Genomic DNA, 14,859 nt, shown 5'->3' on the forward strand with positions numbered 1-14,859 from the left:
GAGTGTTCGAGTGTTACATTTTTACAATTGAATATCGCACAATTTACAGATTTTCAATATTGACTGTTCTTTTCTGTCCATGTATTGTCATGTATTATAAAGATGATAGAGTAATACTTGTTATCTTCTTAAACTGATTAGATAAACACGTAATATCTCTGTAATTCTACTTGTTCCATGACTATATCAGGTATTCAGACGCTCGACGGTCTTTACGCCTCTCACTGTCCGGATCTTTTTGGTCAGGACGTTCAATGCAGAGGTGTCTTTCACGGTAACAGTAAAATTTCCCTGGAAAAGCCCGTCCGTCGAATCAATCTTCAGGGAACGGAGGGAAGCGCCGTTCTCCTTGCTGATGACCGAAGTGATATTGGTAACGATACCGATATCGTCATGCCCGACGACGCGGAGCGTGATACTGTATCCGTTTTCGCCTTTGCCGCTCCATTTTGCCTGAATGATACGGTAGCTGAAGCGGTTGAACATGCTTTGTGCATTGGGGCAGTCCATCCGGTGAATCTTGATGCCCTGGGTAGACACAAAGCCGAATACTTCGTCCCCGTAAATCGGATTACAGCATTTGGCCAGCTTATATTCTATGCCGGTCAGGTTCTTGTCAATCACCAGTACATCCTGCTGCGACGTGATCTCTTCCGCTTCCGTTTTGGCGATGAACTGTTCGGCGCTACGTATTTCGATGCGTTCATTGATCTCTTTCTCCTTGCGTTCCAGTTCCAGAAACTCATCGATCACATGGTTCACATCCAGCCTTTCTTCTGCGATTTCCATATAGAAGTCGGTAACGGTACGGTAACCCTTCTTTTTGATCAGGCGCATCAGGATGGGTTCTTCAAAATCGATTTTCCGATTTTTGAAACGCCTTTGGAGCGTCTCTTTGGCAAACTCGGCCGTTTTTGCGAGCTCTTCCCGCAGCGCTTGCTTTATCTTGGAGCGGGCCTTGGAGGTGACGACGAACGAAAGCCAGTCCTGTTTTGGCGACTGGGTAGGAGAGGTGACGACTTCCACGGTATCCCCGTTCGTCAGCACATATTTAATGGGGACATTCTTCCCGTTTACTTTTCCGGATACACATTTGCTGCCTAATTTCGAATGGATGCAAAAGGCGAAGTCCAATACGGTCGCTCCTTTTGCCAACTTGATCAGTTCGCCGGTCGGTGTGAAGACATAGATTTCATCCTGATAGAGATCCATTTTAAACTCCTTCATCACCTCCATCGGATTGGAGCTTTGTGTTTCCAGCATACCCCGGACATCATTAAGGAATTCATCCAATCCGCGTTCCTCCCGGATGCCCTTGTATTTCCAATGGGCGGCCAGGCCCCGTTCGGCAATCTCGTCCATCCGTTGCGTCCGGATTTGCACCTCCACCCAACGGTTTTCAGGCCCCATGACGGTGATATGCAGGCTTTCGTACCCGTTGCTTTTCGGGATCGATATCCAGTCTTTCATTCGTTTTGGATTCGGCTGGTACATATCCGTAACGATGGAATAGACCTGCCAGCATTCCGAACGTTCCTTTTCCGGAGGAGCGTCCAGCACAATGCGGATCGCAAAGAGATCGTAGATGTTTTCGAAATCGATATTCTGTTTTTTCAGCTTATTGTTGATCGAATAGATAGACTTTGTACGCCCCTTGATGTCAAATGTCAAGCCACTCTCCTGCAGCTTCTTCCGAATCGGATCGATGAAGAGAGCGATATATGCATCCCGCGAGCGTTTCGTCTGGTTCAGTTTTTTCTTTATATAATTATATTGCTTCGGGTCGGTATACTTCAGCGTCAGGTCTTCGAGTTCGCTCTTGATTTGATACAGCCCCAGGCGGTGAGCCAGCGGAGCATACAGAAAAGATACCTCCGTTGCCATGCGTATCCGGTCTTTTTCATCCTTTATCTGTTTCCCCAGGCGCATCATACAGAGGCGGTCGGCAATCATGATCAATATCACGCGGACATCTTCTGCGAATGAGAAAAGCAGATGGGGAAAGTTCTCCGAGTCGATCGCCGTATTGCGGGCATACAAGCTGGAAGTCTTCAACAGCCGGCTGATAATTAAAGCCACATCTTCATTGAAAGTCTTTTCGACATCTTCCAGGGTAATCGCTTTTTTCAGGACCGGGCGGTAAAGGAGGACAGCCAGGACGGAAGTCCTCTTCAGGCCGATATCGACCGTCGCGATCAACGCCGTTTCGATATTGCGCAGGAGTCCGTTGATGCCGTTTCGGTCCCGTCCGTAAAAATCCAGCGAAACCATATGCTGCGTCAACTTCCGCATTTTACGAATATCTTCAGGCTCCAAGCAGGAATATAGATGCCTGAGCAAAAGCCGGTATTTGGAGAAAAAGACCTTTTTCTCTTCCGGGGTAAAAAAATCTTTTACGCTTTCGGTATTCATAGATATAGGATAATAACTGAGATTATTCTAATGTAAAAGTATCTTTTTTCCCTGAATAAAGCCGTATTTATTGCAGTATTTTATACATTTGTACAAAAAGTTATCATTCAATAAATTCGTTGGAATCTATAGGTAAATTAAATACAAATTATCATGCTAACCGAAAGCGATCTGAATCTCTTGAAAGAGAAGAATATCTCAGAAGAACAAATCAAAGAGCAGTTGTCCTGTTTTGAGAAAGGATTCCCTTTTCTTGAAATTATATCGTCCGCCTCTTCTGGAAAAGGAATACGGGTTTTATCCAATGAAGACAAGTCCGCTTATCTGCAAGTATGGGATGAATACCTGACGCAGCGCCGGAAAATAGAAAAGTTCGTTCCGGCTTCCGGAGCCGCCAGCCGGATGTTTAAGGGGCTGTTTGAATTCCTTTCTTCAAAGAAAGAGGCTCCTGAAACAGAGTTTGAGAAAACTTTTTTTGAAGGAATCAGCCGTTTTGCCTTTTATAAGGCGTTGAATGAAGTTTGCCTCAAGAATGAAGAAAGCGATGTTCTTAGCCTGATGGAGCAGGGACGCTATAAGGATATCGTACGGAATTTATTGGAAGAAGACGGACTGGGTTACGGCCAGTTACCCAAAGGCCTGCTCCTTTTCCACTCTTACCAAACGGGGCCGCGGACAGCCATGGAAGAGCATCTGGCGGAGGGAGCCATGTACGCTAAGAACGAAACCGGACAAGTTTACATTCATTTTACCGTTTCACCGGAACATCTCAAGTTTTTCGAGGCATTGGTGAAAAAAAAGCAGAAATTTTATGAAGAGAAGTTTTCGGTGGTCTATTCCATTTCCTTCAGTACACAAAAAAACAGTACTGATACGATTGCCGTAGATCTGCAGAACCATCCCTTCCGGGATGCCAAAGGAAACCTGTTCTTCCGCCCGGGAGGCCATGGCGCCTTGATCAGCAACCTGAATGAACTGGATGCCGATGTGGTATTCATAAAGAACATAGATAATGTGGTTCCCGACAATCTGAAGGGATCGACCGTGATTTACAAAAAAGTGTTGGCCGGTGTCCTGATAGCCATACAGCGAAAGATATTCGACTACCTGCGCCTGATAAAAAGTGGAAAGTATTCGCATAAGCAGGTGGAAGAAATGATTCATTTCCTTCAGGACGAACTGAATATCCGGAATCCGGAGACGAAATTGCTGGAGGATGCCGAATTGATCCTTTATATCCGGCGCAAACTCCTCCGACCGATCCGCGTCTGCGGGATGGTGAAGAATATAGGTGAACCGGGAGGCGGCCCTTTCTTTGCCGTTAATCCGGACGGAACCGTCTCCTTGCAAATACTGGAAAGCAATCAGATTGACATGCGCGATCCGGAAAAGAAAGCCTTGTTTGAACAAGGTACCCACTTCAATCCGGTGGATCTAGTCTGCGCTTTGAAAGACCCGGAGGGTAACTCCTACCATTTGCCGGACTTCGTGGATAAGAATACCGGTTTTATTTCCCATAAAAGCAAAGACGGCCGGGAACTGAAAGCGCTGGAGCTTCCGGGGCTTTGGAACGGGGCGATGAGCGATTGGAATACGATTTTCGTAGAAGTCCCCATCGGGACGTTCAATCCGGTAAAGGCGGTGAACGATCTGCTTCGCCCGGAACACCAAGTATCTTAGCCTTCCGCTGTCCGTCGGACGGATTAATAAAAGAAAGATGAATAAGATTATTGAATGCGTACCGAACTTCAGCGAAGGATGCGATCCGGAAAAGATCGACCGGATCGTGCAGGCCTTTCGCGCGAAAGAAGGCGTAAAACTATTGGACTATAGTGCAGACCGAGACCATAACCGCATGGTAGTAACCGTGGTCGGCGAACCGGAACCCTTGAAGCAAGCCGTCATTGAAGCGATCGGAACGGCCGCCCGATTGATTGACCTGACTCGCCACCGGGGGGAACATCCTCGCTTGGGAGCGACCGACGTCGTCCCCTTCATCCCGATTAAAAATGCAACAATGGAGGAAGTTGTCGCTTTATCGAAAACCGTTGCCCAAGAGGCGGCGGAACGCTACGGCATTCCGATGTTCCTTTATGAAAAGTCGGCTTCTGCTCCGCATCGCGAGAACCTGGCCGAAGTCCGCCGGAACGAATTCGAAGGGCTGGCCGAAAAGATGAAACAACCGGAATGGAAGCCGGATTTCGGGCCGGACATACCGCATCCTACGGCTGGTGCTACGGTGATCGGCGCAAGGATGCCTCTGATCGCCTACAATATAAACCTGAATACCGACTGCCTGGAGATTGCGAAGCAGATCGCAAAGAAAGTCCGTTATATCGGAGGCGGCTTGCGCTTTTGCAAAGCGATGGGCGTTGAATTGAAGGAAAGGCATATCGTGCAGGTCTCTATGAACTTAACTGACTACACCCGGACTTCCCTCTACCAAGCTCACGAACTGGTCCGCCTGGAGGCCAAACGCTATGGAGTTAGCGTAATCGGTGGAGAGCTCATCGGGCTGCTTCCACTGGCAGCCTTGGTGGATACCGCTGCCTACTATCTGGGGCTGGAAAACTTTTCCGTCCGCCAGGTTCTCGAATCCCATCTGATGGAGTAATCGAACAATACGATTCTCTGTCCGATTTTCATGGATAGCCGCCCATTCGTTTTTAACCATAAAACTTGCATTCAAGAAGGCTTTTGCACGGAGGATTATCGGGATGAGGTTTTTGTTGCCTCCCTTAAGGATAGAGCGTCTTTACGTTTTTTAAGGAAGAGGGCGGTTAAACCTTTTAGGAAATTTTTGATCTAAACGTGAATGCTGTTTGCGAACAGCCCAAAATACCTTAGTTTTATCTTATACAAGAAAAAAGATGGCACATCGAACAAAATGGGTTATAATAGGGGCGATTCTATTACTGATTGTCGGAATGATAGCTTATCCGTATGTGAGGAGAATGATGAAGGCGAAGCAAGAAGGCTTGACCATCGCTCCTTCTTCCAAAGCGGCTACGAATCAAAGAACTTTGAATATCAATGCGGAAGTACTAAGGCATCAGACATTAACAGACAAGATTATCAGCACCGGCAGCACGATTCCGGACGAAGAGGTTGATCTTTCATTCGAAGCTTCCGGCAAGATTGTTGCAATTCATTTTAAGGAAGGCACTCATGTACATAAAGGCGAATTGCTGGCAAAGATCAATGATGCTCCGCTGCAAGCCCAATTAAAGAAGTTGGAAGCTCAACTTCCGTTGGCAAAAGACCGGATGTTCCGCCAGCGCACTCTTTTGGAGAGGGATGCGGTCAGCCAGGAGGCCTTCGAACAGGTCAGTACCGAATATGAGAAACTGATGGCCGATATTGATTTGGTGAAAGCCAATATAGCCCAGACCGAATTACGTGCTCCTTTCGATGGCGTCATCGGATTGCGTTTTGTTAGTGAAGGAGCTTATACCTCCCCCACGACTGTGATTGCCAAGCTGACCAAAATATCCCCGCTGAAAATAGAGTTTTCCGTTCCCGAAAGTTATGCTTCCGAAGTGAAAGAAGGAACGTCCATTATTTTCCGGATGTTGACTTCCGGCGGACTGATGAATGAATATAAGGCAACAATCTATGCGGTAGAAAGTATTATCGAAGAAAGTACCCGCAGCCTGAAAGTTCGCGCCCGTTATCCGAATCCCGGAGAACATATATTGCCCGGTCGCTATGCCTCCATCGAAATTATGAAGCGCGAGATTAAGGATGCGCTTACGATTCCGAGCGAAGCGTTGATCCCGGAAATGGGAAAAGATATTGTGTATCTTTATCGAAACGGAGTGGCGCAGCCGGTTGAAATTATCATCGGTTTGCGTACCGAAAGCCGGCTACAAGTTCTTCAGGGAGTTTCTCCGGGTGATACGTTGATTACGTCGGGAGTCATGCAATTGCGTACCGGTATGCCTGTCTCGATTGAGAATATGAAATAAAGGGAAAGAAAACGATGAGCAATATATCTGTAACGAGTATTAACCGTCCTGTGCTCTCCACCGTTTTGGTGTTGATTATTTTGTTATTTGGGATGATCGGTTACCGTTTTCTGGGCGTTCGGGAATATCCGAGTGTGGATCAACCGATTATATCTGTTAATGTAACCTATCCCGGAGCGAATGCGGACGTAATTATGAATCAGATTACCGAACCCTTGGAACAAAACATCAACGGGATTCCGGGGATTCGTTCGTTAAGCAGTGTCAGCAGTCAGGGAAGTAGCCGGATCACGGTGGAATTTGAATTGTCCGTCGATATGGAAACGGCTGCCAACGATGTCCGCGATAAAGTATCACGGGCGCAACGATATTTGCCTCGGGATTGTGATCCGCCGGTTGTCTCCAAGGCGGATGCGGATGCCAATCCGATTCTCCGGGTTGCCGTACAGAGTGATAGACGTTCCCTAATGGAGTTGAGTGAAATCGCTGAATTGACGGTAAAAGAACGGTTGCAAACGATCCCGAATGTAAGCGCCGTTGATATTTGGGGACAGAAGCGTTATTCCATGCGTCTTTGGCTTGATCCGATTCGGATGGCCGGATACGGCGTGACCCCGTTGGATGTAAAGAATGCCGTTGATAAAGAAAATATAGAACTTCCTTCGGGAAGTATCGAGGGAAATACGATGTCTTTATCTATCCGGACGTTGGGATTAATGCACACGGCAAAGGAATTTAACGATTTGATCATTAAGAAAAACGGAAATAATATTGTACGGTTTAGTGACGTCGGGCGTGCTGAACTGGCTCCGGAAGATCTCCGGAGTATAATGAAAAAGAACGGAGTGCCCGTCGTGATGGACGTCATCATCCCGCAGCCGGGAGCAAATCATATTGAAATAGCCAATGAAGCTTACAAACGTATCGAACAACTGAAGAAAGACCTTCCCGAAGATGTGACCATCGAGATGGTTATCGATAATACCCGTTTTATACGCGCTTCTATTGCAGAGGTAGAAGAAACAATCTATATCGCTTTTGCATTGGTTGTATTAATCATTTTTCTTTTCCTTCGGGAATGGCGTGTGACGCTTGTGCCGATCATTGTGATTCCGGTTTCTTTGGTCGGAGCTTTCTTTGTCATGTATGTCGCCGGATTTTCCATTAATGTCTTGACCATGCTTGCGGTCGTATTGGCTGTTGGGTTGGTGGTTGATGATGCGATTGTCGTGACCGAGAATATTTTCGTACGTATAGAGGAAGGGATGAGTCCGAAAGCAGCCGGAGTAAAGGGATCGACCGAAATCTTTTTTGCCGTCGTTTCTACAACGATTACGTTGATTTCCGTTTTTCTTCCGATTGTTTTTATGGAAGGAATGACCGGACGCCTATTTAAGGAATTTAGTATTGTTATTGCCGGTTCGGTCGCTATCTCCGCTTTTGTCGCTTTGACCTTTACTCCTATGTTGGCCACGAAATTGTTAAAGCAGAAAAAGAAGAAAAATTGGTTTTATGAGAAAACATCCCCGTTCTTTGACGGAATGAATCATTATTATTCACTCACATTGGATGCTTTTCTGAAAAAGAAGATTTGGGCGTTGCCGATTGTTTTGATACTATTGTTTGCCATCGTATATTTTTGGAAGAAAATTCCTTCTGAATTATCTCCTTTGGAGGATCGTTCGCAGGTTATTATCAATACACGGGGACCCGAAGGAGTTACCTATGAATTTATACGCGATTATACCGATAAAATTGAAGCGTTGGCTGATTCTTTGGTGCCTGAACGGGAATCTATTACGACTCGTTCCCGGGAAGGAAGCGGAAATGTAACTTTAGCCTTAACCGGCATCAAGGAGCGGGAACGTACGCAGATGGAAATTGCCGAAACGCTTTCGCAGGCAGTACGAAAGGAGACCGAGGCCCGCGCTTTTGTGCAACAACAATCGACCTTTGGTGACCGGAGGGGTGGTATGCCGGTGCAATATGTTTTGCAGGCACCCTCATTGGCAAAGTTGCAGGAATTTTTACCCGCTTTTATGCAAGAGGTGAATGCAAGTCCTGTTTTTCAGATGGCAGATGTAGACTTGAAGTTTACGAAACCGGAAATACGGGTGGAGATTGATAGGGACAAGGCCTCCCTGCTGGGAGTCAGTACACAGCAGATTGCCGAGACTTTGCAATATGCATTGAGCGGACAACGTATGGGATACTTTTATCTCAATGGAAAACAATATCAGATATTGGGGGATATCAACCGTCAGCAACGTAATCAACCTCTGGATTTAAAGTCAATTTATGTACGGAGTAATACTGATGACATGATCCAACTTGATAATCTGGTCACACTGAAAGAAGATGTAGCGCCTCCACAGTTGTACCGTTACAACCGGTTTGTTTCCGCAACCGTTTCCAGCGGGCTCAATAAGGGTTACACGATTGGGGATGGCTTGGATGAGATGGATCGGATTGCAGCCAAGACGCTGGACTCCAGTTTTCGGACGGCTCTTTCCGGGGAATCGAAAGAATTCCGGGAGAGTTCCTCCAGCTTGATGTTTGCCATGGTATTGGCCTTGATTATGATCTTCCTCGTATTGGCGGCCCAGTTCGAGAGTTTCAAAGATCCGTTGGTCGTCATGTTTACAGTTCCGCTGGCTATTGCCGGGGCGTTGGCCTTTATGAGTTTTTCAGGAGTAACAATGAACATTTTCAGTCAGATAGGAATCATTATGTTGATTGGATTAGTGGCTAAGAACGGAATTCTGATCGTTGAATTTGCCAATCAGCGACAACATGAAGGACATCCTTTCGACAATGCGATCCGGGAAGCTTCCGCGCAACGTTTACGACCGATCCTGATGACCAGCTTTTGTACGATCTTAGGTTTATTACCCTTGGTCTATGCCTCGGGTGAAGGTGCACAGGGACGAATCGCCATGGGAATTGCCGTTGTCGGCGGGATGATTATCTCTACTTTTATGACGCTTTATATTGTTCCTGCAATGTATTGCTTTATTTCTACGAATTTACAACAGAAAAAGAAGAAAGAAATGATGTTATGAAAGGCTTCCGGATATTATTTTTTATAGAATTTCTTTTGATTGCGACTTCTGTTGGTGCACAGAAAGTGTATACACTTAAAGACTGTATCGAAAAGGGGTTGGAATCTAATTACTCGATCCGCATTATCCGTAATGAACAACAGATCAGTGCAAATGATGCCACGCTGGGCAATGCCGGTGCATTACCTATGATTGACCTCAGTAGTGGTTTTTCCGGTAGTTCCACCCAAAACCGGGATCGGCTGACCAACGGAACAACCGAAAAGGCTTCCGGTGTAAATTCGGAGACGGCGGATGTCGGTTTGAATCTTAACTGGACTGTTTTTGACGGTTTCGGCATTCAGGCGACTTATGATAAGTTGAAAGAACTTCAACGGAAAGGCGAGCTGAATACCCGTCTGACGATAGAGGATTTTGTCGCCGACCTTTCCAGTGAATATTATAACTTGATCCGGCAAAAAATACGATTGCATAATCTTCGTTCTACCTTGCGACTCTCGAGAGAGCGTCTTCGTATCGTAGAAGAACGCTATAATATCGGGGCTGGCTCCCGTTTGGAATTGCAGCAGGCACAGGTAGACTTTAATGCCGACAGTTCGGATGTGATCAATCAATTGGCGGTTGTACATACTTCCCGTATTCGAATGAATCAGTTGATGGCACTTGATAATGTGGAAGAAAATATTCAATTCAGCGATACTTTAATTAGTCCCAATCCTTTTCTGGACGAAGTGGATCTCTGGAAAAAGACACAAGAGAACAATGTCTCACTGCTGCTGTCTCGGAAAGAGGAACAACTCTCCGAACTGGATTATAAAAAAGCGAAGAGCCGTAACTATCCGACTGTTAAACTCAGCGGAGGCTATGGTTTCACCAATAACTGGTATGAAATAGGAAACTATGATTGGCAACAACGATTGGGGCTGAATTACGGAGTAACGATTGGCTTCAATCTCTTCGATGGTTTCAATCGGCGAAGGGAGCAGCGTAACGCCCGGATTCAAATTAAAAACCAGGAGCTTCGTCGACAGGAAATGGAACTTGGAATCCGCGCCGATATGAGTAACCTCTGGATGGCCTATCAGAACAACCTGAATCTCTGGAGTCTGGAGAAAGAGAATTTAGTCGCGGCGCAGGAGAATTTCTCAATTGCCATCGACCGTTATAAATTGGGAGACCTGTCCGGAATCGAGCTTCGGGAAGCACAGAACAGCTTGCTTGAGGCCGAAGAGCGGCAGTCCATTGCAGAATATTCGACTAAGATCTGTGAAATCTCTCTTCTTCAACTTAGCGGGCAAATCCTTGATTTCTTAAATCCAGCAGATCCTTCTCCGGAATAATTTTTTTCATTTCACTGCCGGTTGCATCATCCCGTAAATAAGGGGCATGTCGACATGGGAGCGGACGTGATCGGCCAACTTGTCGTACTGCTCCTCCTTGAAAGATTGAAAGTCGAAAGGAACATCCGTCAGCTTATCCACATAGGGGCGAAGCAGGTAATTGATAACAGCGGCGTTATCCAGGATGCCGTGGATATACGTGCCGAAACATTTCGGGGAGGCAAAATATCCATCCGCTTCTCCGTCGCTCCTTTGGTTGAGGGGTGAGACGGAAACATCGGGGAGAGGAACCGTATTTCCCATGTGAATCTCATAACCGGAGCAGAACTGTTCCTCAAGAGCGGGTAAAAACCGGAAACGGACTTGTCTCGTGACTTTCTCACCTTCCATTTCGGTTGTAACCGGCAGCAATCCAAGTCCCGGCAGACGTTCGATATTTCCTTCCACTTGTTTCGGATCGCAGACTTCCCGTCCCATCATCTGGTATCCTCCACAAATACCAACAACGGTAGCCCCGGCCTTATGCGCGCGGACAATGCTTTGCGCTACGCCATTGTGCCGCAGCTCATAGAGGTCGCCGATCGTATTTTTACTTCCCGGAAGAAGAACAATATCGGCTTTTTCTATCTCTTTCGTGTTATTTGTATAATAGAGGTGAACACGCGGGTCTTGTTCCAACGCCTGAAAATCGGTGAAATTGGAGAGATGGCGCAATAAGACGACCGCAATATTCACTTTTCCGTGTGCGGCCTGTACCTGTTTGGTCTCTAAAGAAACGGAGTCTTCTTCCTCGATATAAATATCTTTATAATAAGGGACTATACCTACTACCGGGATGCCGCATAACTCTTCCAGCATCCGGACACCGGATTCAAAGAGGCGGATATCTCCCCGGAATTTATTGATCAGAATTCCCCGGATCAGCGGACGTTCCTCCGGCGTCAATAATTGGATGGAACCGTAAACCGAAGCGAAAACGCCGCCCCGGTCGATATCCGCCACCAGGATCACGGCGGCTCCTGCATGGCGTGCCATCGGAAGATTAACCAAGTCTACGTCGCGAAGATTGATTTCAGAGATGCTTCCGGCGCCTTCCATCACAATCGGATTATAGCGGCTGACTAATCGGTCGAAAGCGTCATGAACCGCTTGCCGGAAGATCTCACGTCCTTCTTTCCGGAAATAGCTTTGGGCGCTCTGGTTTCCCACCGGTTTACCGTTGAGTACAACCTGGCATACCTTGTCGGAAGTTGGTTTCAGCAACAACGGATTCATATCCGTATGGCAGGGGATGCCGGCGGCTTCGGCTTGTGTCGCCTGGGCGCGTCCGATTTCCAACCCCTCAGGCGTGGCATACGAATTAAGCGCCATATTTTGCGCCTTAAAGGGTGCCGGTTGGTAGCCATCCTGCAGGAAAATCCGGCAAAAGGCGGTCGCTATGACGCTCTTTCCCACATCGCTCCCGGTGCCTACCAGCATTAACGGCCTTAATTTCTTTTTTCCCATCTAATCTCTATTTCGGATGAGTACGTTCCTTTTCCTAAATCACTTGTGCCAAGTTCTTGTTTCAGCAGACCCATTTATATTTTTGACACCTGCTAAATTATTTTTTGACATTTGTCAAAAAAACGATTGAGTATGCTGATTGCAATCATTCAGTACGGCGGATCTTCCCATCGGGTATACTCATTTCATTATACGAATACATCATTTGTTCCTTTCCTGCCCGTTCTTCCTTTATATCCGGCTCTGTCCGGTAATTTTGATCGCTTGTACAAACCTACATAAAAAAGGTGATTTATAAATATCCCGGGTAGAAATAATCGTTGCTTATCCTTGCATCTATGTTAAAAAGGCGGGATCAGACAATCATATACCTTAGTTTGGACAATTGATCTATTGACAGCGGAGAAGGATTTCTATTTTTGTTGAAAATCGTTTGTTATGAAGAGAACCTGTTTGATACTACTGTTAGTTCTGAATATTGCCTTTATGACGAAGGCTTCAAGAGAGGATATTTTAATCAATGAGAACTGGACGTTCCGTTTTTCTTATCAGGTACAGCCGAATAGCGGGCAACGGGTAGACTTGCCTCATACGTGGAATGCGATGGATGCGCTTTCCGGCAAACAGGATTACTATCGGGGTATGGGAAATTATGAAAAGCAATTGTTCGCCCGGCCGGAATGGAAGGATAAACGTATTTATCTCCGTTTCGAAGGAGCCAATACCGTTACCGATCTTTTTGTGAATGGGGCCCATGTGGGAGAGCATCGCGGGGGATACGGCGCTTTCGTCTTTGAAATTACCCGTTTTCTGAAATATGGTGAAAACAACAATCTTTTGGTAAAAGTAAGTAATGCTTTGACTTTGGATGTCATACCATTGGTTGGAGACTTCAATATGTACGGCGGAATTTACCGGGACCTGCATCTGATTGTCACTGATCCGATTTCTATTTCGCTTACCGATTATGCTTCGCCGGGAGTCTATTTGACCCAGAAGAAGATAACGAAAGAATTGGCGGAGATACAAGCGAAAGTTGTACTGTCGAGTGCAATCGAATCCTCTCAACCGGTAGAAATAAGAGTAAAGGTAAGTGATAATCAGAAAGTAATCCAGGAACAATCTATTCGGAAGGATATAAGCAGGGGAGATAATCAGTCGGTCGAAATACCTTTTACCCTAAAAAATCCCCATTTGTGGAATGGGCGTAAAGATCCGTTTCTATATAAGGTGGAAGTCTCTCTTTTATCGGGAGGAAAGGAAGTTGACCGAATCGTTCAGCCCTTGGGACTTCGTTTTTACCATGTCGATGAAAACAAAGGCTTCTTTTTAAACGGCGAACCTTTAAAACTTCGGGGCGTATGCCGTCATCAAGACCGGGCGGAACGGGGCAACGCCCTTTGGAAAGAACATCATGAAGAAGATGCGGCGATTATGGCAGAAATGGGTGTCAATGCCGTACGCTTGTCCCATTATCCACAAGCATCCTATTTTTATGAATTGATGGATCGATACGGCATTGTCGTCTGGTCGGAAATACCTCTTGTCGGTCCCGGCGGATATGCTGACCAAGGATATGTGAATCAAGCTTCTTTCCGCTCGAACGGGAAAGAGCAACTCAAAGAGCTTATACGGCAACATTTCAACCATCCTTCCATTTGTTTCTGGGGTTTATTTAACGAGTTGAAAACGGTGGGAGATAACCCGGTTGAATATATAAAAGAGTTGAATGCTTTGGCGCATGAGGAAGATCCGAGCCGTTTGACCACCTCTGCTTCTTTTCTGGAAGATGAAAATCCTATTAATCGGATTAGTGATTTAATTGCCTGGAACAAATATTATGGATGGTACGGAGGCTCACCGGAGCTTTTGGGACAGTGGGCGGATAAAGTGCATGCCGCTTACCCTGAGTTCCGGATAGCGATCAGTGAATACGGAGCAGGAGCCAGTATTTATCATCAACAGGATTCGGTTAAACAGGGACAGGCTTCCGGCTGGTGGCATCCCGAAAACTGGCAGACCTATTATCATAGGGAAAATTGGAAGGTTATATCCGAACGGCCTTATATTTGGGGCTCTTTTATCTGGGTGATGTTTGATTTCGGAGCAGCCCACCGGACGGAAGGAGACCGGCCGGGAGTCAATGATAAAGGCTTGGTTACGGCTGACCGCAAAGTAAAAAAGGACGCTTATTACTTTTATAAAGCCAATTGGAACAACGAAGATAAATTCATATACATCTCCGGCCGCCGTCACCGCGAACGTCCCCAAGGAAAGACGGACATTATGGTTTTTTCCAATTTGCTCTCTCTGGATCTCTATGTGAATGGTATTTTTATTGAACGTCAATTTCCGGATGCTTATGCCACTTTCCAATGGAAGAATGTTGATTTGTCTAAAGGGAAGAATGAGATCGAAATACGTAGTTCCATTTCTAAAATAAAATTACAGGATAAGGTCGTATGGTGGTGTAGATGATTCTACAAAGTAGTTAAAAAGTCGTTTTTGGACAAATAACGCCTGTTAATAGGACAAATAATGTCTATGCTTACTTGTCCTCCGGGCTACATT

At 46.1% G+C, this 14,859-nt stretch carries 8 protein-coding genes; 6 read left to right on the top strand and 2 right to left on the bottom strand.

Features of this window, described 5'->3' with window-relative positions; translation table 11 throughout:
* Positions 1-186: 186 nt before the first annotated feature.
* Positions 187-2,412, bottom strand: coding sequence for a RelA/SpoT family protein (locus BQ8014_RS01980; protein ID WP_080902894.1), 2,226 nt, complete (start codon positions 2,410-2,412; stop codon positions 187-189).
* Positions 2,413-2,565: 153 nt separating this feature from the next.
* On the opposite strand from BQ8014_RS01980, the gene BQ8014_RS01985 reads away from it, so the two are divergent.
* From BQ8014_RS01985 to BQ8014_RS02005, 5 genes are all read left to right on the top strand, one after another.
* On the top strand, positions 2,566-4,092 hold the full coding sequence (locus BQ8014_RS01985; RefSeq protein ID WP_080902895.1) for a DUF4301 family protein: 1,527 nt from the start codon (positions 2,566-2,568) through the stop codon (positions 4,090-4,092).
* 37 nt (positions 4,093-4,129) lie between these two features.
* On the top strand, positions 4,130-5,026 hold the full coding sequence (gene ftcD, locus BQ8014_RS01990) for a glutamate formimidoyltransferase (RefSeq protein ID WP_080902896.1): 897 nt from the start codon (positions 4,130-4,132) through the stop codon (positions 5,024-5,026).
* Between the two features lie 256 nt (positions 5,027-5,282).
* Positions 5,283-6,380, top strand: a complete 1,098-nt coding sequence (locus BQ8014_RS01995; protein ID WP_080905760.1) for an efflux RND transporter periplasmic adaptor subunit — start codon at positions 5,283-5,285, stop codon at positions 6,378-6,380.
* 14 nt (positions 6,381-6,394) lie between these two features.
* A complete protein-coding gene (locus BQ8014_RS02000; RefSeq protein ID WP_080902897.1) occupies positions 6,395-9,442 on the top strand; it encodes an efflux RND transporter permease subunit in 3,048 nt (1,015 codons plus the stop codon).
* Positions 9,439-10,782, top strand: coding sequence for a TolC family protein (locus tag BQ8014_RS02005; protein ID WP_080905761.1), 1,344 nt, complete (start codon positions 9,439-9,441; stop codon positions 10,780-10,782). Before BQ8014_RS02000 ends, BQ8014_RS02005 begins: the two co-directional genes overlap by 4 nt.
* A gap of 6 nt (positions 10,783-10,788) precedes the next feature.
* Here the strand turns inward: BQ8014_RS02005 and BQ8014_RS02010 are convergent, their stop codons facing one another.
* Positions 10,789-12,288: a cobyric acid synthase gene (locus BQ8014_RS02010; RefSeq protein WP_080902898.1), complete on the bottom strand. Its 1,500-nt coding sequence runs from the start codon at positions 12,286-12,288 to the stop codon at positions 10,789-10,791.
* 438 nt (positions 12,289-12,726) lie between these two features.
* Here BQ8014_RS02010 and BQ8014_RS02015 point away from each other — a divergent pair, with 438 nt between their 5' ends.
* Positions 12,727-14,766, top strand: a complete 2,040-nt coding sequence (locus BQ8014_RS02015; RefSeq protein ID WP_080902899.1) for a beta-glucuronidase LacZ4 — start codon at positions 12,727-12,729, stop codon at positions 14,764-14,766.
* Positions 14,767-14,859 lie beyond the last annotated feature (93 nt).

This window comes from Parabacteroides sp. Marseille-P3160 (assembly GCF_900162725.1).
In the GTDB taxonomy this organism is placed as follows: Bacteria; Bacteroidota; Bacteroidia; order Bacteroidales; family Tannerellaceae; genus Marseille-P3160.

Excerpts from the sequence above, each read along its gene's own strand:
- BQ8014_RS01980 (WP_080902894.1), bottom strand. The coding sequence starts at position 2,412 with ATGAATACCGAAAGCGTAAAAGATTTTTTTACCCCGGAAGAGAAAAAG.
- BQ8014_RS01985 (WP_080902895.1), top strand. The coding sequence starts at position 2,566 with ATGCTAACCGAAAGCGATCTGAATCTCTTGAAAGAGAAGAATATCTCA.
- ftcD (WP_080902896.1), top strand. The coding sequence starts at position 4,130 with ATGAATAAGATTATTGAATGCGTACCGAACTTCAGCGAAGGATGCGAT.
- BQ8014_RS01995 (WP_080905760.1), top strand. The coding sequence starts at position 5,283 with ATGGCACATCGAACAAAATGGGTTATAATAGGGGCGATTCTATTACTG.
- BQ8014_RS02000 (WP_080902897.1), top strand. The coding sequence starts at position 6,395 with ATGAGCAATATATCTGTAACGAGTATTAACCGTCCTGTGCTCTCCACC.
- BQ8014_RS02005 (WP_080905761.1), top strand. The coding sequence starts at position 9,439 with ATGAAAGGCTTCCGGATATTATTTTTTATAGAATTTCTTTTGATTGCG.
- BQ8014_RS02010 (WP_080902898.1), bottom strand. The coding sequence starts at position 12,288 with ATGGGAAAAAAGAAATTAAGGCCGTTAATGCTGGTAGGCACCGGGAGC.
- BQ8014_RS02015 (WP_080902899.1), top strand. The coding sequence starts at position 12,727 with ATGAAGAGAACCTGTTTGATACTACTGTTAGTTCTGAATATTGCCTTT.